This is a genomic window from Zooshikella sp. RANM57, assembly GCF_050749885.1.
Taxonomy (GTDB): Bacteria; Pseudomonadota; Gammaproteobacteria; order Pseudomonadales; family Zooshikellaceae; genus Zooshikella.
This window is the reverse complement of record NZ_JBOIUB010000007.1, coordinates 89,998-114,696: the sequence shown is the minus strand read 5'-3', so window position 1 is coordinate 114,696 and position 24,699 is coordinate 89,998. Positions and strand designations below refer to the sequence as shown.

Here is a 24,699-nt window from a genome sequence, read left to right as displayed (position 1 = left end):
AGCTTAACCTTACTAGAACGAAGCTCTTTTTAACTTTAGTTGCTAAAAATCGATCTCAAAGCCTATCATAATGTTGCCAGCATATCGTATCAAGACTAATGTTTTATTTCATTTAGTACATCATAGCGTTAAGTGAATACTGACTTACAGCAATCAATATTGTAATGAATGACTTTGAGGGACAAGTAAAAGGGCTTGATACAAAGAAGGTTAACTACTATGTCAAAATAAAGATACATGATAACATGTAAAAAATTTTTGAGGATTAATTAAGCGTGAGTACCAGTAGAAAAAAAACATTACTCATTGTTACATTGTTAATTAGTACTGTTTTTCTTATTATGTCAGCTATGATATGTACCATTTACTGGTTTTTTGACTTTTATTACCTAACATCTTAGTCACTAACAGTTTTAATATTATTAATTAACCTGACATTACTATTAACATGAAGTGAATACAATTAATATTTATAAACATAACTATTAAAACATTGACAGCAATACTATACGTTTTCCTAAACTTATTTATAACTCAATATTCAGTTAATAATATATTAAAGTAAGGTTAGAATCATCTCACACCAATCAGGAAGTATATCATTATACCAATTTATAAATTTATCAGTCATAGCGTTGTTCCTTATGACTAACAAATTTACTACTTCTACCACTATCCACGCTTTAGCAAGAATAAGCTGTCTATACAATTCTGCTCCATCTGTAATAGAGTTATGCTTGATATAGCGCTCAACTACATCAGTGTAAGTTGCTTTATTACCCATTCCTTGTACTAATGGAGCAAGATCAATCGCTGGACTACCTTGCACAAATCGTTCCCAATCAAATAATACAAATTCACCATTGTTACGCTTCCCCCAGTTTCCAGCATTAGTATCTCCTGAAATAAAGGAGTTTGACTGAAATAGTACTGAACTTAGCTTACATAAGTGATTTAATAAATCTTCAGCAAATTTAGGTAAATCGAGAACAGATAAGGTATTTTGTGTTTGTTCAGATGTCCAACAGTGCAACTTACGATCCGGAATAAAAGGTAAACTACAATTGTGAATTAATACAAGCTGCTTATACGTTTCTGGCGCTTTGTTAAGTTCGCTAAGAGAAAGTTGGTTAGGAATATATTCGAGAAACAAGTCATTTCCATTAGTATCAATGAGTCTGGGAATATTAATGCCTTGCATCTCTAGTTGAGGTGCAACCTGTTTATAAAAACTCATTTCAACAGGAGAAACATTGACTTTATGGACACACAGAACACCTAAATACTCAGTAATATACACTTCTGCACTTCCCATTTGGAAAGTTCTTCCTTGTTCATAATTTTCCTAAATTTATGGCCCACTAATATAATAAGAGCATCTATTCTCAGTTTTTCCATTTTTTAAGTAGCATATCGTAATATGCTCTAATTATTATAAATCATGTTACCTCCTTTAATTCATAATCCTGCTAAGTTATTGTAACCGTCATTACAGTATGCAAATTTAGATAAATTAAAATAGAAATGCAACTAACCATCAAGCAGCTAAATGACTTTTATGAGGCTTAACTACGGTAAACCAAACTATTGCATACATAGCAAGTGCTTCGTACTTTCCAGCTAGAACACACTTGCATTTTAAATGACCTAGCAGTCACTTAAAATGCAAGCTGGTAGGTTCTACGGAGCTTTTAGCTTGGTTAATTTATTTGGAATAAGACCGTATACATTTAAAATTCTCATCCATGCTCCATCACTTTTCATCTTCACTAACTCTTGATCAATTTCATTAGCATACTGATATGATAATGGATTCACTGGTGAAAACCCCACATACACAGGCTCATAAGAGCCAATACCCGCTTCAATAATTTTAACAGTGCTATTCAACTTTTTTAGATAATGTTCCATTACCCAACGATTCTCAATCACCACTTCAATTCTTTTAAACATCAATATCCTAACTAGATCAACGATAGGAGTATCCCCTGATGCCAAATATATTTTATCCTTGTGGTTTTCAATATACTTATCTAATTCAACACCATAACTATAACCTAAAGCTGCCCCTAATCTTATTTTAGATAAACTGTCAAGCCCTGTATATTGCCACTTATTCTCGGAATGGATAAAGAAAACATTTACAGAATAAGCCAGTGGCTCTTGGTGAAAAATAAAATCTGGTGCGTCACTATGAAAAGCACCAATGATTCCGTTAAACTCTCCTGAACGAGTCTTAGCGATGGCTCTTTTCCAAGGCACTAACCGATAGTCTAACGTATGCCCTTTACGATTAAAAATATACTCAACAATATCAATTAACACACCCTTTTTATCTGATTCTTCTTCACACGCATAAGGACACCAGTAATCAGTTCGAAGCGATATATCATCAGCCAGAACCATATGGCTAGTCAGTAAGTAAATAGCTAAGCCAGTGCTTTTAAGAACACAACAACGTGCTCTAGTCATATTTTTCTCATTTCTTATGTATTAATTAATACATAGTTTAGTTAATTACTTGATTAGTGCTCAAGTTTATGACCAGCAGTATTGAATATTTAAATCATTTTGAATGAAGCCACAAAAAACTAACAGCAGCAATTTTATTTACTACGGCTGCTTTAATAGTTTATTGTAACAGGTAAGCTCGGATATGAATGGCTCTTCATTCCTTAAACAAACGCAGCTCACTAATCAGCAGTAATAAATGTTCACTTTATAACTAGCGGTATGTCAACCTACAGTTATTTGTTTAATACCCAACTTCATGTAAATCTATAATCGCAATACTTCACTGAAATTTTGATGATAGGGAAACAGTGCCCACCCTAAAAACAATATTAGCTATTTAAAATATTTTATTTTTTTCATGTATCACTATTAAAATTTACAGCACTTAAGCGTAATATGTGTTTTTGCTTAATATTGGATATATGTGATAATAGTCCCTAATAAGCAACAGGCTGCTTAAATCGAATTAGGCCATACAATGAAGAGAAAAGAAAAACTACTGGAAAGATTAAACGCCATCAGCAAGTCATTAGCATCAAGAACAAATGCGCTTGGGCTTTTAGCATTAGGTTCGGTAGGAGTTGAACTGGGACGGTTGGATGATTACAGTGATCTCGACTTTTTTGTAATTGTTCGGCAGGGCTTTAAGCAGCATTTTATACAAAACCTCGATTGGCTGAGTCTAATTCACCCAATCATCTATTCTTTTCAGAATACTAAAGACGGTCATAAAGTCATGTTTGCGGATGAAATTTATGCTGAGTTTGCAGTATTTGAGCCTTATGAGCTAAATGATATCTGTTACTCTACAGGTCGTATCATTTGGGCGGCTAGTGACTTTCAAACTGAATGGGCACCCCCTAAATGCAGCCCCATTAATAATGAGCTTAAGTCTGAGGAGTGGATAGCTAACGAAATAGTCAGCCTGCTCTACGTAGGTATGTGCCGTCAACTACGAGGTGAAACGTTCGCCGCTTATCATTGTATTCAGATTGAAGCCTTTAATCTACTACTTGAGCTATTCAGCAAGCTGCGGTCCCCTTCTATTAATGCTTATGTTGATATTTATAACAACAGTCGAAGAGTTGAACTGAGATATCCAGAATTTGCAGCACACCTACCACAATTATTAGGAGGAATAGAGAAAAACACTCTTAGCGCGAAATCTATTTTAGAAATCACTAATTCACTTTTTCCAGTTAACAAGTCTATGAAAGATATCATCTCTAACCAATGTTTAGAGGAAAATAACAATGAAAATATGTAGTACGTGATATTATTTTAAATCGACCTATATACAAGGTATACTTTTAATAAATTTAACATACTACTCATGCCTAACATGTTGCATAGTTCTTAATTTATCACATTCTATGCTAATCCTCAGCGTCAATTTATTTAACAAAAAGTACTACCGTATGCTTATTTTATCAAATGAAATGGGTCGTAGTTTAACACCGTTTCAAAACTTACATCCTCCCTATTCTTGACAATCTCTCCCAACTTTTAAGTCAGCTTCATATATCAATACATATAAAAAGTATTGGCTCATCTTTTGCTTATAGCAAAATGTTATATTCATTTGTCGTATTGAGGTTGTAGCCATGAAAAAGTATATATATTTACTCTTACTCATTCTCCTCCCAGGTTATTCCTACTGTAGTCTTTTAGAAGTAGATGATCCACTATGGATTGGTACAAGCTCCCAAGCTCCTTGGCAAATACACTATGAAAAAGGTAAGCTTGCACTTAATGCTCCAGCTAGAATAAGTTTACGTTTTTCCTTTGGTGTAAACCTGTTAAACTCATTTGAAAAGGATAAAGCATCTCTTACATTTAAAATTGCTGATAATATTTTTACCTATAATCCTAAAATAGATATAAATGGTATATATGCACCTGAATCAGATTTTTATTATGACAAAATATATACTATAGATATTTTAAAAACTGGCATAATTGATTTTTCCTTTTATAAGACTTCTCCAGATGGAAACTCATATTATAAAACAAACTTACTTGGTGAATTTGATTTTGTTGAACCTCTACCCACAATTAACCCTAACCAATATGCCTTCGGTGTAGGTATGATGCAATCTGACAACTGGGATGATTCAACTGTTGGATGGATATCAGCTACTCCCTTAACTGTATCTGAACCTATCTCTATTCTATTTTTCTTCCTTCTCATATTCTTTTTATTTAGCAAACAAAAATATAATTGCACAAAACATTAAAGTAGCATTATATAAAAATAGTTGATGATGAGTATATTCACTTAACCACTAGTAGCAGTTTTTATAATAAGTATTAAAATCCACCGGTACAAGCTGAATCCTTGCAGCTTGCAGCGATTACTGTTCCAGCAATAATTGCTGCATCACCAATAATGGCAAACGGCACTGCTCCATACCACAAAAAACCAGTATCAATAGATACCCCATTTATTTTCTGTATTCTTTTTATTCTCAATATAATAGTTTTATTTTTTCCCAAAACTGGCTTAATTGATGTAAAAGCCAAATAATTTTGTTTTGGGTTAGATTTTTTTACCAAATAGATCATAGTTTCAGATACATTTTTTTTAAATTTTTTTATTTGCTGTGAAGCAATCTCTTCAACAGGCAATCGTTGCGACCCTTCTGGGTTTTGACAACCCTCTGAAAAACGTAAATTATCAATTTCATACACTGTAAAAACATCACTTATTATTTTTTGGTTAACATATTTACTTAACTCATCAAAGTGAATTGTATAACTATATTCTTTTGAAGGTTTTCTTCTATCAATCTGAACATCCATACATAAGCTTAAATATTTATCTTCCATTAGATATGCTTTTTTCACGTATGTGATTGCTGGACGATTGTACGAATATTTCCACTTGAAATCTGGTTTTTTAGCTTTATCTAATGTGTACTCAGTTAGCGTACATCCAGCTAATACATTTGCTACCACTAAACACGCAAATAGTCTAAACAGGCTTTTTAAGGTTGGCATCAAAGTATGATTCCTAATTATGAAGTGCAAATAGTATTATTAAAGATACTAATTAATAATCATACTATTAATTATATTGCAGGATCAAATGTAAGCTTTTACTTAGGTACACTCTTTGCTATGAATATATAGTTAAATAAACAACTTAATTAAATACGTCAAACATTAGTTCTAAAATCGATTAATAAATTATTGATTACAATCTGGCAATATATTTTTTAGCTATTAACAATATCAGATAAACTTTGATACAAATAACTTGGATTAAAGTACTTAACTAAATAATTATTATGATTTTTGTGGTCAACTTAACATTTATATGATAGAGTAGCCAATCTTATTATTTTAATTAACCACAAACCATGAACAAAATAAAGTTATTTTATGCTTTTGCTACTTTCATTCTTGTATTACCGATTACAGGGTGTTTAAAAACGACGTTAATCCCACAACAAAATGACACCTACAGCTTAATAGCTACTGATGATACAAAAGATGAGTCACTTAAAGGTGCTTTGGAAAAAGCTGAAGACTACTGTGAGGACAATGGGAAAAGACTGGTTGTACTAAATTATATTATGCCTTCTAAAAATTCTGACATGGCATTTAAAGCTAAGTCTGCTGCTAATACTTTTCTTCCTTTAGGTATAGGCTTTGATACCACTGAGTATCGTCAAGTAAAATTACTTTTTAAGTGCGAATAAGTTACCATGCAATTAAAGAAATATATTATTTTATGCCTATCTATCTTAATGAGTGGATGCTCAACAATAGCAGAGCTTCAACAGGATCTTGTTTCAACGGCTATTGTTGATATATTGCCTATGGAAGACAATAAATATCAACTTGAAGCAAGCGCTTATACTAAGAATGAAGCTCATAAAAAAAGCTTTGCAGATGCTCAAGATATCTGTAATCGTCAAGGTTTAAAGTTCGCAATGGTTAGCATTGATGAGAAGACTGATAAAACGAGCGCTAATCTTACTTCTTTAGCGCGATTAAAAATGATTTTCAAATGCGAAGCTTTTTAGCTGTTTTTGTCTATTTTTTAACCGATCCATCAAGCCATATAACAGCTTATAGCCTTAAACCTTGATTACAAACTGTTGCTTTATTTGCCAATAATTATTAAATAAATTCTTTCACTTAAGGTATTTATTTGCACAAGAAAAAATCGTATTCATTGAATTTGTCAAGCACAAATAATATTTTCTCCATTCATTTGATGAATTTTCACACTTATCCTCAGCCAAAGTGATTCTTAGTTTTTCAAATTCAGCACTTCCTTTTTCATACTTTTCTCTTGATATATATCCATTCTTTAAACTTTTTCTAATATTTTCCTGCATTACATCAAGTGAGTAATTACCATTATCAACAGCTTTCTGGCAATCTAATTCACTAGCATCTCCATAATCTTTCATGATAAGGTTAGCTAATCCCTTTGATAATTTTTGATTTCCATCAGTTTTATCTATTACTTCTTTAACATGTTTATCTTCGTCATCGAAATTTATACTTTCTGCTTTTATACCAATGGGAGCTCTCTCACTGTAATGCGTCACTCCAAATTCATCAACCCATTTATATATTTCTGCAAAAGCATATTTTGTGATTATTAACAAAAAAAATAAAACCATAACACGCATTAATAGCCACCCCATAAAAACCCTTTGTTATGTGTATATTATACATTTATCAGGCTAGTATTTAAACGCATATTTTTCTATAGATATGCTCTTTGACAATTCCTTTTATACCTTTAGTAGTGTATATATAAAATATGGTGGACTGTATTCAAAACCATTTATTTTCACTTTTTTGCAGGTATAGTGAGCCTACGTCGTCAAAAACAAGCAATACCAGAAGCTAGATGATGAACATCGAACTGTTTACCACAAGGATGCGGTAGCCAACCTCCATAAAAAGATTCTCGGCACATGCAAAGGGACTTATGCAGACATAGGAATATACAGTCACCTTTGCCCCCATTATTGGACGATTGTTTGGTTTTTAAAGATTCTTTTTGATAAAGCTATTTACTTTTTCGACAAATATTAGCTCAACCAATTTTTTGTTGAACATAAAATGTACAGATGCATCATTTTAATCTAACACTAACTCATAATATGTACTTTCACATGCAGAGTGATTTACCTGGACTTGTTTAAAACCACATTTTGTTAATAGTTTAATTGAACTCGTATTTTCTTTTTCTACCCCAGCTAATAAGCGTTTTATATGTTTTTCCTTTCTATAGTATCCTATTAAATGAGTTAACAGTTCACTTGCATAACCTTTACCCCAATATTGATCATTCAATAAATAACCTATATTTAGTGTGGAACTAATATCTTTATTAGAATAGAGAAAAAGTAACCCAATTATTTTTTGTTCTTTTTTAAGTTTAATTAAGTATAAATCAGTGGCATTTAGCTGTTTTTCCAACCAATTTACTACTTGTTCTTTTGTTTTAATAAGTTTCCACTCATCTGGAAGGAACTGTAACACTTCAGGACTAAAAAGTTTCACTATATCATTAATAATATAGCTTTCATCAACAATACAAGTCTGATCTACTTGGCTAATAATTAATCTTGGTGTATTCAACAACAATTTGGGGAATGTTTTTTTGGATTTAGTCATAGTAACAACTGCTCAGCTATTGGTTCTCTCGGTCATATCCACAGGTTTTATCAAGCCTGTTCATCTTCTGTGACTTTTTTTCGAAACGATTGTTTTAACTGATATCCCTTCACGGCAGGCCCTGAGATCGCATTAAAACATAAGTTTCCAAGCATAATGAGTAATGCAGTCGTAAGTGCATCTAAAAACCAAGCGATAGGGACACCTACAACGCCCAAATGCTCAGGTATAGTTGCTAGATCTTCAATCGTATACATCCCTGTCAAAGCATGTAAAGTCAGCCCAGCCCAAAAACCAAAACAGAATGGACAATGCCAGGCTTCATACAAGTAAGCCAATGGCTTTGGAAGTCGTTCAATTATCCAATTAAACCAGTTACCCCAATCAGGTAGCTTTTCCCAAATTAGCATATGAAGTGCTAATCCCATTAATGCAAGTGTAATACTCATTGATGAGCCTCCTACTATAAGGTTTACTCTGGACAAAATCGGCTTATTATTTTCTGCCGATAGAGTATTAACTAAAATATAGCTAGTTATAATGGCTCAGTTTTCGTTAAAATCGGCTTATTGTTCGAAAATCAATAAAGAGCCACACTATGCATCCACAACATACAATATGCCTTGAACACCACACCATTGAAAAAATTGGCCCAGAAATACATGGCTCGCAGACTGAAAACATTCTGGTGGTTGTAAAAGCTGGCCACCTAAAAATGCATCACATAGAACTCATTGAATTGACACCCAATATGGGATTACTGATTCCTTCAGGGGCAGCTCACTCAATACTTGAAGGTGAGAATCTTGATATCTGGACAGTTAGCTTTTGCCCAAACTGCCTAAACCTCAATGAAAGCAGTCCACTCATGTAGCCATTTCGACAAGTCAGATTAGGGGCTTTACCCGTTTTTAAAATCAATGATCAGCGTATGTTTTATATGACAATGTTATTGGATGAATTACAAAAGGAGCTGAAGATTACTCAAGTTGATTATACTGACGTTGTTAAGTCGATATTACTTTTAATACTCAATGAGGTTAAAAAAACCATTCCAGAAGACAACGATACTCCTTATAATTCAAACAAAATTGTTAATGCTCTAGATTATATTCAGCATAATTACTTATCACCTATATCCCTCAGAGATGTAGCAGTTGCAACCCATACCAGTCCTTCTCACCTTGCAACACTCTTTAAAAAAAATACTGGTTATTCTATTGGCGAGTGGATTATAAGATGCCGTTTAACTGAATCGTGCTCCCGATTATTACATACCAATACACCAGTCAACCTAATTGTTGAGGAACTTGGATGGAGTGATCCAACTCATTTCATAAGACAATTTAAGAAGGCTTATGGCATTACACCAGCGGCTTGGCGAAGAAAGCACCAAACAAAGCTATAACCTTTTCATAAAATATGAGATTTGATGCTGTATTATTAAAGCTCTAATTGTACTGGTGTGCACACATTTTCTCTTTGATGATTACTATCATTATGCTTTTTCTCTCGAAATCGTTGTTTAATAAAACAATCGATATTGCACCAAATCTCCTCGCCCTCGGTCATAACATCTTTAAAACTCCTTTTTTGAGTAAGACTTATTGTCTTACCACAACCACCACATACAGCCGACCACCCATATATCAGAAGCTCAGAAACAGGCACATATCCCAAAGCGGCATAACGGTCAAACTTAGGCTCTCTGTGTGCGACAAGCTCTTCCACTTTATAACGCATAGCATATTTAGCTATCTGTTTAGCACCTTCTTCATGCTCATGAAAAATAATCTTAAAATATTTCTCTACGCCATCATGATCAGATACAGACCACGCAAACAGACTGGGTGTTTTTTGCAGTGTTTCATTTATCATATTCTTTATGGTCTTTTGAAAATTAGCGGTAAGGGTCTAGTCATACTTTTACACTACTAATCATTACTTAAACACGTCAGTATGTTTACATTTTTATAAAAAATTTTATAACACCTCCATTTAAATATGTGGCACTTAATAAAACTAAAAGACTCAAAAAAAGTACAATAATTTATAGTTTCGCGATAACAACAATTGTCATTAATTTAAAGCCGAAAAAGTAGTTCCCTCGTCCAAAGTGACCACCTTTAGCACTAACTATTTATAAGCACGATTATTTACTTTAATTTCAATACTCCCCTAAGTGGTATATTTATTTTAAGATATTTAATTAGCACAACGTTGTTCTATAACATTAATACTTTTACTTTCTTCATCATCCATAGCTAATTGGTACTTTTGTTTTATATGTTTCCACTGCTTAACATAATCACATTGATAATCCCATTTTGAAGGCATCCAGTTTGCCGGATCTTTATCTCCCTTTTCCCGATTAGCCGAATTTTCTACCGCCAATAAATTTTCAAAATCGTTTGCAAATGTTCTTTTCTGCTCTTTACTCCATACACTCGCGCCGCTTCGAAAAGCTTCTTTAAGTGGTACAATATGATCAATATCTAAATCTCTTGGATTAGTGAATACTAAACCTGTATAAGGACAACGCCAAACACCGTATGTCACTTTACAACCTTTAGCAGACAAACCAGCATTTTCTGCATCACGCAAAAGAATCTCATTTCTGGTATTTTGACAATCTCTATCGTCATCAATCCAATGAGGCCAGTTTTTTCTATCATACTGCTTTGTCATTAAACTAAAACAAGGTTCCCTATGACAATGATACACCCCTGTCGATGTATCCATATGTCCTCCCTTTGCGTCTAGACCACCAGGATGGGCATTGGCATTTATTGTTACTAATAAAGCAACTACCGTAAGGCTCATTTTTTTCATAATTATCATCCATTCAATCAAACGTTTTTATTTTAAGTAAGATAGGGTTGATAAACTATTAAAATCGCCCGACATATATAAAAATATAGATAAATGGTTACATTAAATTAACTTTAAAAATAATCCGCTAATAAAGAAATAAAGCAATTTATCACTTATTTTTTACCCTCTCACAACAAACAAAAAAATAGTGATTTTGTTTTTATGTAAAAACACTAAAATTTAGCTTTTAATATTTTATTTTTAATTTTTTTTGTGCCTACTACAAAACATCATGTTGGTTTTATAACAACCTTAAAAAATATCCCTCATACAATAGCCACTTCGTGAATCATTTTTGTAGGCCATCCACGTCACTAGCGTGATTAAGGTATTTTTTTATTAATCAATATCTACTTAATTAAATGCAACATGTTTACTTAATATTTTATACACACTATGATTCATAATTATCAAAAATCATGTGGACTTTACATAAATGATTAAAATGGTTGGTAATACGGCCATTGGCCCTAAACACAAAGCTTCTTGTCATTGTGGTGCAGTAGTGTTAGAACTGAACCTACCCAATGGTATTGTTGATCCACGACGCTGTAATTGCTCTATATGTCGTAGAAAAGGTGCAATAGTGGCGTCTGTTCCTCTTTCAGACATAAAAATAATAAAAGGTCAAGATAAACTAAAGTTATATCAATTTAATACAAAAACAGCTAAACATTATTTCTGCTCTAACTGTGGTATTTATACTCATCACCAACGCCGGTCAAATCCTGAGCAATATGGATACAATGTAGGCTGTCTAGAAGGTGTCAACCCATTTGAAATAAAACAAGTACCAACGAATGATGGTATTTGCCATCCTGCAGACAGGTAGTCTTATATATACTCAGGATTATACGGCTAATGCCTCTTTTCATAGATACACGCTCAAGGCCTATAAACACTCAATTATCATTTATTTTGATGGCAATGGTAACTGTTTATAGGCAATTCTAATTGGTGTTCATGGATGCTTCATAATACTGTATATATATACAACACCAATAGTTTCAATGGTAAGGCTATGATACAACAGGCAACAACTCCACGCTTTGATCATTCTATAGCAGCCCGCTTTCCACTATTAAAACAACACTTTGTCGAAGAGCGTCTCAACCTACATAACTATGTGGTCAAACACCCTGAAGCAACGTTCATCATTGAAGCTGGTGATGACTATATGCATGCTCATCACATCAAGACTGGCGACTTACTCATTGTTGATCGCTCACTTAAGCCTGCTCATGGTGATATTGTTGTTGCAAGTCACCATAACCAACTCCTTATACGCCAGCTTGTGGTTAAAGAATTGAGTGCATGGTTATGCACAGGAGGCAATACGACCGCCGACCTTGCGGTAAAAGAAGATGGCATCCGTATTTTAGGTGTGGTTACTTTCTCACTAAGTAGTAAACGGGGATAAAAATCCCCCTCCCTACTTACTTGTCAGAATACATCAATCAGACTTCAGTCTGTCCACCCACTTACTCAAAATAAGTTGTTATTTTATACCATTTACACCAAACGTCTGCTAAAAACATCGATCTACAAGCTTTTTATAAAGCAACATACCCTTTTGCTTAAAAAAATAATGTCTTGTTAGCATAAATTAATATTATTTTGCGCTGTAAGTTGGTATTGTGATGACAGATAGATTCACAGTATGGAAAGGATTCAGCTGTTAACTAAAAGAATTAGAACATAAGCTATTCTGAATATATCATACTTACCATTGGTGTAATCCAGGCAGACTTGGTTTCCAAGTGCTTTCTGTTAGTAATCATCTGGCTATCGTCAGAGTAACCAAAGTAAGATAAGCGTCCTTAAACGTTGCTAAAATGATACTTAGGCCATGAATAGTAGAACGCATACCTAAAACTAGCCAGTCTAATGTCGCTAACGCATAGTGTGTGCAATAATGAATAAGCCGAAAGTCGGCTTTCGCTATCGGATAATTTGTGTGTTTGGTTTTCTATAGCGTAATCTCAATCAACACACCAAATACTAGGAAAAAATATGAATCTTTATGTTGGCAATCTGGCTTACAGTGTTACCGAAGATGACTTGAGAGACGCGTTTTCTGAGTTTGGCGAAGTGTCTACAGTAAATCTTATAACTGACAAATTCTCAGGGCAGTCTAAAGGATTTGGTTTTGTTGAAATGCCAGATAACTCTGAGGCAGATGCCGCTATTAAGGCTTTTAATGACAGTATGTTTAAAGGCAGAAATATAAAAGTCAATCAAGCACGTCCCCGTGGAGAGCGTCCTCAACGTAGAGCACGTTACTAACCTCTGCAGGCAGTTTTAGTAAGCACTATTTCTTATAGTGCTTACATACATTCTTCATCCATAGTGATTCAAAACGATACTAAGAATAATCAGTCTTGAAAGAGAACTTAAATAGAAATATCCTTTACTACTATGAGTAATCATTCAAGTTCTTTATATTAATTCAAGCAGCTTTATTTGTGACAATGTGTACTTAGTGCTTTCCAAATATTCAAAAAGTTGTAAAAATCAAAATAATAATTCAAAAAACACTACTTACCGCCTTAACTATTCTTGAGCTATGACGCTAAACAAATCGCTTGTCCATGGTCATGAACTTCTACAAGACAGCGATGTAAGTGCTTAACAGCTTTCTCATAGTCATCTTCACTGACAATAAATCTCATTTCCACCTGTCGCATCGTTTGATGTACAGCTAAAACACTAATCTTTTGCTCAGCTAAAGCATGTACCGCTTTGGCTAACATGCCTGGCACCTGCATATCACTACCCACGACTGATACAATTGCAACTTTTTGCTGGTTAATATGTGCTTCACAAAACCTGTCTTCTAATGCCTGACGTATTCGCTTAACCGTTTTTAAATTAGTGGAAAGATAGTGCGTAATTGTATTTGCATTGGTATCTTTTCCTATTGGATGACTTTTAAAGCGATGAAGTATGGCTAATACTTCTTTATCATAAAAGTCTATATTACCTGCCATATTCTGATCAAAAAGTTCAACGGCATAAATACCTTTACAGCCTGCAATTATCTCAACACAAGGTTTATCACTCACATAATTTCCTGTGATTAACGTACCTGCATGGTCTGGCTCAAAGGTATTTTTGACCCTTAAGGGTATTTCATTTTTTCTCAATCCCTTTGCTGCTTTGGGATGAATAGCCTCCATACCAAGATTAGCTAATTGGTCTGCGACATCATAATTAGTTCTTCCAATAGGTACCGCATTCGTTTCTCCAACCAGCTTGGGATCAGCACTGCTTAGATGGAATTCCTTGTGAATAATTGCTTCTTTAGCTTCTGTTAACACCGCAATTCTGCTAAATGTAATTTCACTGTATCCTCTATCATATGATGACATTAATCCTTTTTCACAATGTGCATAACCCGTAACAATAGCTAACTGTTTACTCAAATCCAATGTATTGAATGCCTGGGTTATTCTATCATCTAACGCCAGATGACAAGGCGATTGCCAACCTGTAAGATCCACAAAACAAGTATCAATACCTTCCTGCTTAAGTAAATGGGTCATATTCCAGGCACTATGTGCCTCTCCAATACTGGCAAGCATCTCCCGGACAGTAGCTAAATGAGTGTCCAACGCAAAATGACCATGACCACATAATCGTTGCAAATCTTTCAAACAACGCTCAGCATCATTTAAACGTTGCCCAATAAATTTATTGGCTTTTTCGAGTAATATTTCATCTGAAAAAAGATTTTTATTTATTGAAAATATACGATCTCTTAAACTTTCCAGTGCATCCTGCCAACTCTCATCTTTGACACCATTCGCAAATAAAGCAAAAACACCTGGTTGTCCAGATTTTTTATATTCTAATAGTTGATCGGTAATACCCCCATAAGCAGAAACAACAAAAATACGCTGATATAAGGTATTACTTTCCGTTGGTTTAAATATGATATTATCCCTAATAGCGGAAAAGTCGTTCATAGACGTCCCGCCAATTTTTTCTACACTATGCATCTTCATTTACTATCCTCATAAATTCCTTTTGAAATAATCCTCAGAATATAACTACGTGTTAACTTCATTTATTTAATCCGCTTTACAAACCTTATATAAACCGAGGACTTACCTGAAGCTGATTTATACCCTTCGCGAATCAATTTTATACCCTTGGTTTGTTGTTGGTGCTCTTAACCAACAGCGCTTTTGTATAGATTAAAACGGCTACTGCCTGCCTTAACAGACAGGGGTAATCCCACTAAAATCCCTTCGTTGTGGGTAAAGTATACCTTTTTAGAAAAGACTCATATAGTTACCTATAGCATGAATACCCTCAGCGAAGGGAACACCGTTTTCAGGTTTGTATAAAACAACTTCTTACAAAAATAACTTATTAAGATGCTACAGCAAGGGGATCAGCTTCTACTTCATATGCACCCTCTTTATTGTGAACTTCGGTCCCATTCAAAGGAGGGTTGAATACGCATGCCATTTTCATCTCTGAAAACGCACGTAGAATATGCTTATCATTTTTGTCCAGAATATAAATAGTACCTGCTTTTATAGGATACTTTTTACCATCATCTACTGTTTCAACTTCACCTTCACCTGAAATACAGTAAACAGACTCCAAATGATTTTTATAATGCATTTGAAAGTCAGCTCCTTCATAAATTGTTGTGATATGAAAGGAAAACCCCATTTTATCATTTTTTAACAATAAGCGAGTGCTGTCCCAGTTTCCGTCAGGCGAAATAATCTTACGACCACAAGTTTCGCTTTCTTGCAATGTTCTTACTATCATTTAATCACCAAATTATTAATTAAATCATGTTGATACTTGATTTGATTAGCTATAGTTCTAAGTTATAACTTTGCGTATCAACTGATCATTATCTACCAAGTTAACAATATTGGAACTGCTTTTTTTACATACCATTGAGAAATACTAACTTGCCAGCTTTTGAGGCTCAAAATAGTCAACCTGACCTGGAATTATTTTTTCCTCAGCACACACATCTTTAATGGCCTGTTCAACAATATTGATGCCTTTTTTCAAGTTAACATCAGTAATGGTAAGCGGGCATAGAAACTTAACTACATGGTCATCTGCGCCACTGGTTTCAATGATCAAACCGTTGCGAAATGCTTTGCGCGTGATTTTATTAGCTAAATCTCCATTAACACAATTGATACCTTGCATCATACCTCGACCGCAAGGTGTAAAATTACCTTCTCCATACTTTGCTACAATTGATTTTAAACTTTTCGAAATATACTCACCTTTTCGTTTAATATCATTAGCAAATTGGTGATCAGCCCAATAATGCTCTATAGCGATTTTTGCTGTAACAAACGCTAAGTTATTCCCACGAAATGTCCCATTATGTTCACCAGGCTTCCAACGATCTAACTCAGGTCTAAATAACACTACGGCAAAAGGTAAACCATAACCACTGAGCGATTTAGATAAAGTTACAATATCAGGTCTGATGCCCGCTTTTTCGAAACTAAAGTAACCCCCTGTCCGTCCACACCCTGTCTGGATATCATCAACGATTAATAATATCTCATGCTTACGGCATACCGCCTCAAGATTACGCAACCATTCCAACGATGCCGCATTAATTCCACCCTCACCTTGTACCGTTTCCACAATGACAGCTGCCGGTTTATCTACGCCACTGCTTGAATCAGATAATACTTTATCCAGATAAGCTGTCGTGTCTATGCCCTCACCTAAATAACCATCATAAGGCATTCGAATACTGCCGTTTAGACTGACACCTGCGGCACCCCGATGGTGAGAATTACCCGTTAATGCTAATGATCCTAAGGTGACGCCATGAAAACCATTTGTGAAAGAAACTATTGTCTCTCGACCCGTCACATTTCTCGCTAATTTTATTGCTGCTTCAACGGCATTAGTTCCTGTCGGTCCTGTAAACTGCATAACATACTCATACCCTCTTGGCTTTAATATTATTTCATTAAATACCTCAAGAAATTCGCCTTTGGCTCGAGTATGCATATCAAGCCCGTGAGTGATGCCATCATTACTGATGTAATGAAGTAAAGCTTCTTTAAAGATGGGATTGTTATGACCATAGTTTAAAGTGCCAGCTCCCGCCAAAAAGTCCAGGTATTTGTTGCCTTCTTCATCATAAAGGAACTCGCCTTTGGCTTTATTAAATATACGCGGAAAAGAACGTGCATAGCTTTGCACTTCAGACTCAATCTCATCAAAAATTTTCACACTATTTCTCCCAATTTATTTAGCTTTATTCCTAAAGCGCTGTATATATTCTAAAGGTGCTCAATCCTTACGCCTTCCCTTAGAAAGGTTAATGACACAATAACGACTAGGTACTCATATAATTTTTATTTTTTACTACCTTTACTAGGCCTTATTTTATAAGCCAATGAAGTCACAAAACTTAGACTTCAAGTTGAGCATTAAATGGACCTATTTGCATTAAGAGCTCTGACTCATGGTTCCCTGCAAAGTGTTTATTGCAATCAAAAAAGTCAGACTTGTTGAATGGCGCTTTTAATTCTTGTGCTAAACGTTCAAATAGAGCCCAGGAAGCTTGGTTTGTCGCGGTAATGGTGGTTTCCAGCCTCTTGACCTGACGATTATGCGTTCTGCCTAATATACTTCTCAACATGCGTAATGCTAAACCAGCACCTCTCGCCTCTTTAGCAACAGCTACTTGCCAGACAAATAGACAATCGGGTCTCTCAGGAAGCACATAGCCTGATATAAAGCCAACAACGTTGCCTTTTTGTTCAGCAACAACTGATGTTGTCGAAAAGTGAGTGCATTGCAACAAGTTACAATACGTAGAGTTAACATCAAGTGGAGGGCATAGACCAATCAGTTCAAAAACAGCAAATCCATCGCTAGGCCTTGGTAGCCGTAGCTTTACATTGTCTGTATCACATTCATACATATCTAATTATTAGAACTCTATATATTTACACGCTAAAAATTCAAACAAATTTACGCCAATAAATCAACCTTATCGATAATTATTGATCATAACTTGTAAAAATTCGCATTTCACACTCAAAAATATATATAGTACACTAAACATATGTTTACGATAATGTCATATATAAAAACTAAAAACTTAGATATCTTACTAGTTTATGGATAAACAGTACTTGTGCTTCAAGCTAAATAACGAACTCTTTGTACATCCAGTAAGCACTGTTAGAGAGGTTATGCCTTATATCGAGCCAACCCCCGTACCAGGTTCACCTGACATCATTGAGGGTGTGTTAAATGTTCGCGGCAATGTTGTGTACATTATCTCTGCTCGAAGGTTGTTCAAATTACCCGAAAACCAACCTACCAAGGACTCATGTATTATCATCTTCGACACTATTTCAAACCAATATGGCATTTCTGTTGATGCTATTGACGAGATAGTCACTCTCAACCAGAGTGAAATGAATACCACCCATGTTGAAGGTGAACTTTCTGAGTCTCAATTTATTAAGGGAACAGTCAAACATGCAAAAGGCCTACTTATACTTGTTGATTTATCTAATCTCGTAGAAATTGAGCGTAATACTCTAAACACTGACTAACATGTACAGTAACAATAAACTTGTGCTTATCCTTCGTTTACAAACTAAATACAGCTAAAAAAATATTATTTTCTTATTATTTAGCGAAGGGATTATTACTTTGGATGAAATAGAAAATCTTGCAGTCGCATTACGTCGAGTTATAAGGGCAAACCACCTACAGTCACACCATTTAGTTAAAACTACAGGGTTAACTACCCCACAAATAGTTTTATTAAGTGCCATTCAAACTAAAGGTGAAGTAACTATTAAAGAATTGGCAAAGGAAATAAGTTTAAGTCAAGCTACAGTAACAACTATTATTGATAGATTAGAGAAAAAAAATCTATTAATACGAAAAAGATCCACGCAGGACAAACGTAAAGTTCATTGTCATCTTACTTCAAAAGGAGTCAGTATTATAGAAATGCCCCCTGCACTATTTCATAAACATTTTATTCACCATTTCAATAATCTAGAGGACTGGGAAAAAAACTTAATTATTTCCGTACTACAGCGAATTGCAAATATGATGGAAAAACAACCTAAAGCACTTAACCGAGGCTAAAAATCTATTTTTTAAGAATTCTATAATCCTGACGTATTCAATTTTACATATCCCTGTATTATCCCTCCATATAAAAGTAGCTTTTAAGCGCCACCAAGCAGATGAATTCATATAGCATTACAAAAAAAAACATTCCATTAATATTCTTTCATTTAATTTAATATTTCCAATCAAAAAATCATCATTAATATAGCTCATAACAATTATTACTATTTTTAATCAAACAATATGCAGTCTTTCAAAGATTTTTTTATTTTATTATCTATTATACTTACTTTATGCACTACAGGTTTCAAGGTCTGTTTCTAAAAAGCAACAGACATCATATGCAGTATATATACCTATAGAATATATCCTAATCATTAATCATATTCGAGATCTAATCGATTATATTATTGTGCTGCTCAAAGATTATAACTGCGTCAACTAAGGATATATCAGGTGATACACAGCAACGTGTGTATCCAACTTAGCTATCACCTACTAATTAATAACCACCCTATTAATAGGCCTATTATTGCTATACCCATAACGAAAGTTTTTTAGCACCGACAACAAACCCCTTGTGCCCTTAAGGGTATCAAAATGATTCGTGAAGGGTATATTTTGTTATGAGTAAGGAGTTATATGTGAACAGAATCACTTCTGTTATTGCTTTGTTAGTTGCCGGACAAGCCTACGCTTCAGATATTGTGTTTCCCAATGATGGGCCCATTATATTTCCAGACGATCCTATTCTTAATCGACTACCTGATAACCAAACAAATGGATTGCCCGTAGTCACTCCTCTGCCATTAAGTATTGATGATATCAATAATACAATGAGTGCCGTCTTCCTCTCTTCATTAAAGGAATCTAAAGCTGTAGCGGAGGAACTGTCTGAAATTGGTAAAAATGAAGGATTTACCGTAAAACTCACAGATGATGGAGAGTTATGGGCAGAAGATAACAAGTGGATGTCAGCAGATGGTACGAAAATTTACCGTCCCGCAATAGCCTTAGAAGGTAGCGATAAAGATGACCTTGCTGCATTCACTACAGCACTTTCTTCCGAAACCCAAACACCAGGTTCTACCGGCTACCTACGTGAAGGCCATCACAGTTTGGGTCAAAAGGAAATGTTTGGTGTCAGATCATCCAATCTTGATAATGCCAAAGTGCTTGCAGAAAGCATTGGCGCCAAAATAGAAAAAACAATATCCGTAATAGACGGAGGTAACTTATTAGTCGGAAAAAAAGAAAATGGCGAACCTTATGCTATTGTTGGACGGGACTCGGTTTTAGCCACAACCTTACTGCATAATACATTAACACCAGAGCGTATTGATGTTGTTAGAGCACGCCTTAAGACAGACAATAGACTTTATTATCCTCCACGTGAGGTCCCCCCATTTGGTATCGTTTATGGACCTGACATTAATGTAGATATCAAACTGCTTGAACTGACTGGTTTTATAAAGAAAGACGCTAATACAACACAAAAGGAAACACAAGCAGAAAACTATAGAACAAGAGTATATTTAACGTTCTCATTTAACGACTTTGATACCATTGATAAAATAGCAAGCGAACTCAACATTCCTGTGGAGCAGTTAAATGAACTCATGCTTTTATTTAATGAAACACACCACACAGACTTTCAGTTTGATTTAAAAGATCCCAACGAGATAAAAAAAGCAGAAGAATTTGTTAAACGCGAGATAGCCAAAATCAAGTTTGTCATGGCTAAAAAACCGCTCTATTCAGCATCTGCGATTCAACAAATCGTCAACAATATGCATTTTGATGTCGTTGAGGTAACGCAAACTATTACTCAGCTGCAAGCAGGTCGTTATCTTAATAAAGATCAATCCCCCCTTTATAAGGAGGAAGCTGCTAAAAAGTTTTTAGCTATGAATGAGCTGACAAAAGATATTATGGCCAAAGAGCTTGGGGTAAAACGAAAGAATCTAGCTGTTGTTGCACAACCGGCATTTCATATCGACATGCATATGCGCCCACTTAATGCAGGTGAAGTCATGTTAAATGACCCACAAACTGTATTAAGCCTTATCAATGTTGTTATGCGTAATACACCTAAAACTGATCCATTCTACCCAGAATTAATTAAAGCGAAGGAAAACCTTCAAAAAGAGTCACGTAAATACCAACCTTTATACAATAAAATCGCAGAGCAATTAGCGGCTATTGGTTTACATGTCAATCGTGCACCCGCTGTATTTCATACAGGAAAACGATATGTTAATTTTATAAATGGAATCGTTGGTCATGGCACTAGTGGTGCTTACTATATCACCAATGCATCCAGCTTTGAGCCATTCAATGAAGCATTTGCCTATTATTTACAAGGTCAAGGTATTACAAAAACTTACTTTGTAGGTAAAGCAGATTCAAAAACTGTTTCTGGTAGAGGAAAAGATGGAGAAAACGTCGCTGAATTTCTATTGAGAAGACAAGGCGGTTTAGACTGTATTACGACACATATCGCGCAATAAAATAATTTTCACTTTTACAATTTACTACCGTATTTATGCGGTAGTAAATTATTAGTGACACGCTAAGATTGAATCCTTTTATGATAAACTCACCTCTACATCACCTTCAACCATTGTTGAACAGGCTAAGACCCAACCTTGCTGTTGTTCATCATCTGTTATTGTTTCAGTCGAGGTTGAGTGAACCTGACCTTGAGCCACTTTACATTTACAAGACCCACATACACCTTGACGACAAGCAGCAATAACAGGAATTCCGCCTTGCTCTAATGCGTCAAGTAATGTCGCCCCCTGAATAACTTCTGTTTTATAGTTAAATGAAGGAACAGCGACAGAAAAAACAATACTTTCCTTTGCACTACTACCTAGCACATTCTCTTTTGAACTAGCTAAGCCGGTATGTGATTCATACTGCTGATTAGGTGTAAAGCTTTCTTGATGGAAGTTTGCAGTGTCAAAACCTGTTTTTTGTACAATGTCTTTTACTGCTTCCATAAAAGCCGTCGGTCCACAAAGAAATATAGTTCGTTGTTGCCAGTCAGCACATAACAAGTCCAGCTTATCTTTATTAATTATTCCAAATAGATACCCAACCAATTCATCATGGTCATTAAATTTATTCTCCAGTAAAAACTGGCAATTGAAATTTGTATTTTTTTCATTTAATACATTAATTTCACTATGATAAATAATATTATCTTTATCTCGTGCACAATGTATAAACTCAATATCAATGGATTGCTTGGATGACAATAAGGTACGTGCCATAGATATTACCGGAGTAATACCACAGCCAGCACTTAACAGTAAAATACGCTTGCCGTATTGGCAGTCATTTAAATTAAACTGTCCAGCAATACCAATAGCATTTAACTGATCACCAGGCTGTAAGTTATCAATCAGCCAATTTGATACTTTCCCTCCCGCTACCCGTTTAATGGTTAATTGCAGGTATTTATCGCCTGGTATAGAGCTGATAGAATAGGCCCTATATTCTTTTTTTCCATCTATTTCAATCTCAACATTGATAAACTGGCCTGGCTTAAATTCAAAGTGTGCTTGATTTTGAGCGATAAACTCAAAGCTAACAGTATCACCTGTTTCCTGCCAACGTTTATTAAGAATTAACGGCGATTGCTCAGGACGCCATACACCACCTGACGCTAATTTTTTGCTCATGACTTTTATCCAAATAATCGGCAGGATAGCCCCAATGCTATGCATTGGGGCTATCCTATAAATTATGCTACTTTTTCTTGCAAAATTGTCTGCATATCTTCAGCCACAGAGCTAATCATGCGTAGGTCAAACTTTTCTTGTAAGACGTTAATTAAGTTATCCGTCAGAAAGGCAGGAGCGGTCGGTCCGGTATAAATTCCTTTAACACCTAGAGCAAGTAAGGTCAGCAAAATAACAATGGCTTTTTGTTCAAACCAGGACAGAACCAGTGTTAATGGCAAGTCATTGATATCGCATTTAAAAGCTTCACCTAAAGCTAATGCCAACTGTATTGCAGAATATGCATCATTACACTGGCCAATATCCAACAGTCGAGGTATACCATTAATTTCGCCAAAAGGCTCTTTATTAAAACGGTATTTACCACAAGCGAGTGTTAAGACCAGCGAATCTTCAGGTGTTTGAGTCGCAAACTCTTTAAAATAATTACGCTCAGCACGACTGCCATCACACCCCCCAACCAAGAAAAAGTGTCGAATATTCCCAGCTTTTACTTGATCAATTACTGCTGGTGCTGCGGCCATTAATGCATTTCGTCCAAAGCCAATGGTAATCAGTTGTTCAATTTCCGTACTGGCAAAACCTGGCAACGCTTGTGCACACGCAATCACTTCAGCAAAGTCGTCACCTTCAATATGTTTTACGCCAGGCCATCCAACAATACTTCTCGTAAATATTCGTCCTGCATATTGTCCAACATTTGGATTTAACAAACAGTTTGACGTCATCACAATCGAACCAGGAAACTGTGCAAATTCCTGTTGCTGGTTTTGCCAGGCACTCCCGTAATTACCCACCAAATGAGAATATTTTTTTAGTTTGGGATAAGCATGGGCGGGTAACATCTCACCATGCGTATAAACATTAATACCTGTCCCTTCTGTTTGCTTAAGTATCAGTTCAAGATCACAAAGATCATGACCTGATACTAAAATGCACTTACCTTGTACGGGTTTTACGTTAACGAGTGTGGGTTCTGGATGACCATAAGTTTCTGTCTCACCATGGTCAAGTAATGCCATGATTTGGTAATTAAGGTGCCCAATCTGCATCGCCGCTTCAAATAAAGCATTTTGATCCGTAGGATCAGTACCCAACCATGCAAAAATTGAGTGGAAAGCGCCAGCAATTTCCTGATCAGTCTGCCCTAAAACGCGAGCATGCTCCATATAAGCAGCAGCACCTTTTACCCCATATAAACACAACAGTCGAAGTCCAATCACATCGTTACTGACATCGCCTTTTCCACGGTTTACTGCAACTTCAGATGCCAATGAAGCTATTTCTGCAGCAAGTTGCTCAACATCATTGGTTGATAGTGGAAATGAAAAAGTCGCGACAGCAGGTAAGTTAGTGATGGTTTTGCCTTGGGCGGCAACAAGTGTCTGCAGCTCATGCTTAAATGTTTGCGCTTGCAGGGCATACTGTACAATGCGGATAGGATCAAAGTTGACATTTGTGAGTGTGGAAAAAAAAGCCTTTGGCACCCAAGCATCAATATCGTGCTTGATAATACCTAAGCCTCGGGCCAACTCAGCCCAGTATGATACGCCTTGTAAGCAATAGACTAAAACATCTTGAAGGTCTGAAACCTCAGCCGTTTTGCCACACATACCCTGGGCAAATGAACAGCCCTTACTGACGGGGGTTTGAATGGTTTGTTCGCATTGGATACAGAACATTTCCAGCTCCTGATTAAACAAGTGATCAGTCAATAATATGAATCACCAGCTTCAGCAGGAGTTGTGCCAACTACACTATCACTTCAATTTGTTATAAAAACCTTATAAAACAAGCTATTATT

Annotated in this window: 26 protein-coding genes; 12 read left to right on the top strand and 14 right to left on the bottom strand. The window is 35.3% G+C overall.

The genetic code is table 11. The annotated features are described in order from the left end of the window. Positions 1-556 precede the first annotated feature (556 nt). Together ACQ96U_RS15685 and ACQ96U_RS15680 are read right to left on the bottom strand one after the other, a co-directional pair. On the bottom strand, positions 557-1,315 hold the full coding sequence (locus tag ACQ96U_RS15685; protein ID WP_431722200.1) for a phosphotransferase family protein: 759 nt from the start codon (positions 1,313-1,315) through the stop codon (positions 557-559). Between the two features lie 365 nt (positions 1,316-1,680). Further along, entirely contained in the window at positions 1,681-2,472 is a 792-nt protein-coding gene (locus ACQ96U_RS15680) for a substrate-binding periplasmic protein (RefSeq protein WP_431722199.1), read from the bottom strand. A gap of 520 nt (positions 2,473-2,992) precedes the next feature. On the opposite strand from ACQ96U_RS15680, the gene ACQ96U_RS15675 reads away from it, so the two are divergent. Then, complete coding sequence (locus tag ACQ96U_RS15675; protein WP_431722198.1) at positions 2,993-3,781, top strand: hypothetical protein; 789 nt, start codon at positions 2,993-2,995, stop codon at positions 3,779-3,781. 337 nt (positions 3,782-4,118) lie between these two features. Beyond that, positions 4,119-4,751, top strand: coding sequence for a hypothetical protein (locus ACQ96U_RS15670; RefSeq protein WP_431722197.1), 633 nt, complete (start codon positions 4,119-4,121; stop codon positions 4,749-4,751). Between the two features lie 73 nt (positions 4,752-4,824). Here ACQ96U_RS15670 and ACQ96U_RS15665 read toward each other — a convergent pair whose 3' ends face one another. Then, on the bottom strand, positions 4,825-5,514 hold the full coding sequence (locus tag ACQ96U_RS15665) for a hypothetical protein (protein ID WP_431722196.1): 690 nt from the start codon (positions 5,512-5,514) through the stop codon (positions 4,825-4,827). Between the two features lie 362 nt (positions 5,515-5,876). On the opposite strand from ACQ96U_RS15665, the gene ACQ96U_RS15660 reads away from it, so the two are divergent. Beyond that, positions 5,877-6,218, top strand: a complete 342-nt coding sequence (locus ACQ96U_RS15660; protein ID WP_431722195.1) for a hypothetical protein — start codon at positions 5,877-5,879, stop codon at positions 6,216-6,218. 6 nt (positions 6,219-6,224) lie between these two features. Beyond that, positions 6,225-6,545, top strand: a complete 321-nt coding sequence (locus ACQ96U_RS15655; RefSeq protein ID WP_431722194.1) for a hypothetical protein — start codon at positions 6,225-6,227, stop codon at positions 6,543-6,545. 111 nt (positions 6,546-6,656) lie between these two features. Here ACQ96U_RS15655 and ACQ96U_RS15650 read toward each other — a convergent pair whose 3' ends face one another. From ACQ96U_RS15650 to ACQ96U_RS15640, 3 genes are all read right to left on the bottom strand, one after another. Continuing rightward, entirely contained in the window at positions 6,657-7,163 is a 507-nt protein-coding gene (locus ACQ96U_RS15650; protein ID WP_431722193.1) for a DUF4124 domain-containing protein, read from the bottom strand. 457 nt (positions 7,164-7,620) lie between these two features. Further along, on the bottom strand, positions 7,621-8,160 hold the full coding sequence (locus ACQ96U_RS15645) for a GNAT family N-acetyltransferase (protein ID WP_431722192.1): 540 nt from the start codon (positions 8,158-8,160) through the stop codon (positions 7,621-7,623). Positions 8,161-8,210: 50 nt separating this feature from the next. Continuing rightward, positions 8,211-8,609, bottom strand: coding sequence for a hypothetical protein (locus ACQ96U_RS15640; RefSeq protein ID WP_431722191.1), 399 nt, complete (start codon positions 8,607-8,609; stop codon positions 8,211-8,213). 149 nt (positions 8,610-8,758) lie between these two features. Between ACQ96U_RS15640 and ACQ96U_RS15635 the strand changes: the two genes are divergently transcribed. Both ACQ96U_RS15635 and ACQ96U_RS15630 read left to right on the top strand, forming a co-directional pair. Next, on the top strand, positions 8,759-9,034 hold the full coding sequence (locus tag ACQ96U_RS15635) for a hypothetical protein (RefSeq protein WP_431722190.1): 276 nt from the start codon (positions 8,759-8,761) through the stop codon (positions 9,032-9,034). Between the two features lie 57 nt (positions 9,035-9,091). After that, the gene (locus tag ACQ96U_RS15630; RefSeq protein ID WP_431722189.1) at positions 9,092-9,568 is read left to right on the top strand and encodes a helix-turn-helix domain-containing protein; all 477 of its coding nucleotides are present in this window, start codon (positions 9,092-9,094) and stop codon (positions 9,566-9,568) included. Positions 9,569-9,603: 35 nt separating this feature from the next. Here ACQ96U_RS15630 and ACQ96U_RS15625 read toward each other — a convergent pair whose 3' ends face one another. Both ACQ96U_RS15625 and ACQ96U_RS15620 read right to left on the bottom strand, forming a co-directional pair. Then, positions 9,604-10,038, bottom strand: a complete 435-nt coding sequence (locus ACQ96U_RS15625) for a hypothetical protein (protein WP_431722188.1) — start codon at positions 10,036-10,038, stop codon at positions 9,604-9,606. Between the two features lie 327 nt (positions 10,039-10,365). After that, a complete protein-coding gene (locus tag ACQ96U_RS15620) occupies positions 10,366-10,992 on the bottom strand; it encodes an HNH endonuclease (RefSeq protein WP_431722187.1) in 627 nt (208 codons plus the stop codon). Between the two features lie 478 nt (positions 10,993-11,470). Between ACQ96U_RS15620 and ACQ96U_RS15615 the strand changes: the two genes are divergently transcribed. From ACQ96U_RS15615 to ACQ96U_RS15605, 3 genes are all read left to right on the top strand, one after another. After that, positions 11,471-11,866, top strand: coding sequence for a GFA family protein (locus ACQ96U_RS15615; protein ID WP_431722186.1), 396 nt, complete (start codon positions 11,471-11,473; stop codon positions 11,864-11,866). Positions 11,867-12,055: 189 nt separating this feature from the next. Further along, entirely contained in the window at positions 12,056-12,454 is a 399-nt protein-coding gene (locus tag ACQ96U_RS15610) for a LexA family protein (protein WP_431722185.1), read from the top strand. A gap of 593 nt (positions 12,455-13,047) precedes the next feature. Next, positions 13,048-13,320 (top strand): RNA recognition motif domain-containing protein, encoded by a 273-nt coding sequence (locus ACQ96U_RS15605; protein WP_431722184.1) that lies wholly within the window; start codon positions 13,048-13,050, stop codon positions 13,318-13,320. A gap of 278 nt (positions 13,321-13,598) precedes the next feature. Here the strand turns inward: ACQ96U_RS15605 and ACQ96U_RS15600 are convergent, their stop codons facing one another. The 4 genes from ACQ96U_RS15600 to ectA all read right to left on the bottom strand — a co-directional run bounded on the left by ACQ96U_RS15600 (position 13,599) and on the right by ectA (position 17,971). Beyond that, on the bottom strand, positions 13,599-15,041 hold the full coding sequence (locus ACQ96U_RS15600; RefSeq protein ID WP_431722183.1) for an aspartate kinase: 1,443 nt from the start codon (positions 15,039-15,041) through the stop codon (positions 13,599-13,601). A gap of 370 nt (positions 15,042-15,411) precedes the next feature. Beyond that, positions 15,412-15,822 carry an ectoine synthase gene (locus ACQ96U_RS15595; RefSeq protein WP_431722182.1) on the bottom strand — a complete coding sequence of 137 codons (411 nt, stop codon included), beginning with the start codon at positions 15,820-15,822 and terminating at the stop codon, positions 15,412-15,414. A 144-nt stretch (positions 15,823-15,966) separates the two neighbouring features. Next, on the bottom strand, positions 15,967-17,274 hold the full coding sequence (gene ectB, locus ACQ96U_RS15590; RefSeq protein WP_431722181.1) for a diaminobutyrate--2-oxoglutarate transaminase: 1,308 nt from the start codon (positions 17,272-17,274) through the stop codon (positions 15,967-15,969). 181 nt (positions 17,275-17,455) lie between these two features. After that, positions 17,456-17,971 (bottom strand): diaminobutyrate acetyltransferase, encoded by a 516-nt coding sequence (gene ectA, locus ACQ96U_RS15585; protein ID WP_431722180.1) that lies wholly within the window; start codon positions 17,969-17,971, stop codon positions 17,456-17,458. Between the two features lie 199 nt (positions 17,972-18,170). On the opposite strand from ectA, the gene ACQ96U_RS15580 reads away from it, so the two are divergent. From ACQ96U_RS15580 to ACQ96U_RS15570, 3 genes are all read left to right on the top strand, one after another. Beyond that, positions 18,171-18,614, top strand: a complete 444-nt coding sequence (locus tag ACQ96U_RS15580) for a chemotaxis protein CheW (protein ID WP_431722179.1) — start codon at positions 18,171-18,173, stop codon at positions 18,612-18,614. A 100-nt stretch (positions 18,615-18,714) separates the two neighbouring features. Further along, positions 18,715-19,161 (top strand): MarR family winged helix-turn-helix transcriptional regulator, encoded by a 447-nt coding sequence (locus tag ACQ96U_RS15575; protein ID WP_431722178.1) that lies wholly within the window; start codon positions 18,715-18,717, stop codon positions 19,159-19,161. Positions 19,162-19,790: 629 nt separating this feature from the next. Further along, positions 19,791-21,656, top strand: coding sequence for a hypothetical protein (locus ACQ96U_RS15570; protein ID WP_431722177.1), 1,866 nt, complete (start codon positions 19,791-19,793; stop codon positions 21,654-21,656). A gap of 78 nt (positions 21,657-21,734) precedes the next feature. Here the strand turns inward: ACQ96U_RS15570 and ACQ96U_RS15565 are convergent, their stop codons facing one another. Together ACQ96U_RS15565 and hcp are read right to left on the bottom strand one after the other, a co-directional pair. Further along, the gene (locus ACQ96U_RS15565) at positions 21,735-22,835 is read right to left on the bottom strand and encodes a 2Fe-2S iron-sulfur cluster-binding protein (protein WP_431722176.1); all 1,101 of its coding nucleotides are present in this window, start codon (positions 22,833-22,835) and stop codon (positions 21,735-21,737) included. Between the two features lie 62 nt (positions 22,836-22,897). Beyond that, positions 22,898-24,577 (bottom strand): hydroxylamine reductase, encoded by a 1,680-nt coding sequence (gene hcp / locus ACQ96U_RS15560; protein WP_431722175.1) that lies wholly within the window; start codon positions 24,575-24,577, stop codon positions 22,898-22,900. Positions 24,578-24,699: the final 122 nt, after the last annotated feature.

Excerpts from the sequence above, each read along its gene's own strand:
- ACQ96U_RS15620 (WP_431722187.1), bottom strand. The coding sequence starts at position 10,992 with ATGAAAAAAATGAGCCTTACGGTAGTTGCTTTATTAGTAACAATAAAT.
- ACQ96U_RS15625 (WP_431722188.1), bottom strand. The coding sequence starts at position 10,038 with ATGATAAATGAAACACTGCAAAAAACACCCAGTCTGTTTGCGTGGTCT.
- ACQ96U_RS15665 (WP_431722196.1), bottom strand. The coding sequence starts at position 5,514 with ATGCCAACCTTAAAAAGCCTGTTTAGACTATTTGCGTGTTTAGTGGTA.
- ACQ96U_RS15670 (WP_431722197.1), top strand. The coding sequence starts at position 4,119 with ATGAAAAAGTATATATATTTACTCTTACTCATTCTCCTCCCAGGTTAT.
- ACQ96U_RS15640 (WP_431722191.1), bottom strand. The coding sequence starts at position 8,609 with ATGAGTATTACACTTGCATTAATGGGATTAGCACTTCATATGCTAATT.
- ectA (WP_431722180.1), bottom strand. The coding sequence starts at position 17,971 with ATGTATGAATGTGATACAGACAATGTAAAGCTACGGCTACCAAGGCCT.
- ACQ96U_RS15630 (WP_431722189.1), top strand. The coding sequence starts at position 9,092 with ATGTTTTATATGACAATGTTATTGGATGAATTACAAAAGGAGCTGAAG.
- ACQ96U_RS15580 (WP_431722179.1), top strand. The coding sequence starts at position 18,171 with ATGGATAAACAGTACTTGTGCTTCAAGCTAAATAACGAACTCTTTGTA.
- ACQ96U_RS15635 (WP_431722190.1), top strand. The coding sequence starts at position 8,759 with ATGCATCCACAACATACAATATGCCTTGAACACCACACCATTGAAAAA.
- ACQ96U_RS15595 (WP_431722182.1), bottom strand. The coding sequence starts at position 15,822 with ATGATAGTAAGAACATTGCAAGAAAGCGAAACTTGTGGTCGTAAGATT.
- ACQ96U_RS15660 (WP_431722195.1), top strand. The coding sequence starts at position 5,877 with ATGAACAAAATAAAGTTATTTTATGCTTTTGCTACTTTCATTCTTGTA.
- ACQ96U_RS15680 (WP_431722199.1), bottom strand. The coding sequence starts at position 2,472 with ATGACTAGAGCACGTTGTTGTGTTCTTAAAAGCACTGGCTTAGCTATT.
- ACQ96U_RS15650 (WP_431722193.1), bottom strand. The coding sequence starts at position 7,163 with ATGCGTGTTATGGTTTTATTTTTTTTGTTAATAATCACAAAATATGCT.
- ACQ96U_RS15685 (WP_431722200.1), bottom strand. The coding sequence starts at position 1,315 with ATGGGAAGTGCAGAAGTGTATATTACTGAGTATTTAGGTGTTCTGTGT.
- hcp (WP_431722175.1), bottom strand. The coding sequence starts at position 24,577 with ATGTTCTGTATCCAATGCGAACAAACCATTCAAACCCCCGTCAGTAAG.
- ACQ96U_RS15565 (WP_431722176.1), bottom strand. The coding sequence starts at position 22,835 with ATGAGCAAAAAATTAGCGTCAGGTGGTGTATGGCGTCCTGAGCAATCG.
- ACQ96U_RS15605 (WP_431722184.1), top strand. The coding sequence starts at position 13,048 with ATGAATCTTTATGTTGGCAATCTGGCTTACAGTGTTACCGAAGATGAC.
- ACQ96U_RS15655 (WP_431722194.1), top strand. The coding sequence starts at position 6,225 with ATGCAATTAAAGAAATATATTATTTTATGCCTATCTATCTTAATGAGT.
- ACQ96U_RS15645 (WP_431722192.1), bottom strand. The coding sequence starts at position 8,160 with ATGACTAAATCCAAAAAAACATTCCCCAAATTGTTGTTGAATACACCA.
- ACQ96U_RS15600 (WP_431722183.1), bottom strand. The coding sequence starts at position 15,041 with ATGAAGATGCATAGTGTAGAAAAAATTGGCGGGACGTCTATGAACGAC.
- ACQ96U_RS15615 (WP_431722186.1), top strand. The coding sequence starts at position 11,471 with ATGATTAAAATGGTTGGTAATACGGCCATTGGCCCTAAACACAAAGCT.
- ACQ96U_RS15675 (WP_431722198.1), top strand. The coding sequence starts at position 2,993 with ATGAAGAGAAAAGAAAAACTACTGGAAAGATTAAACGCCATCAGCAAG.
- ACQ96U_RS15610 (WP_431722185.1), top strand. The coding sequence starts at position 12,056 with ATGATACAACAGGCAACAACTCCACGCTTTGATCATTCTATAGCAGCC.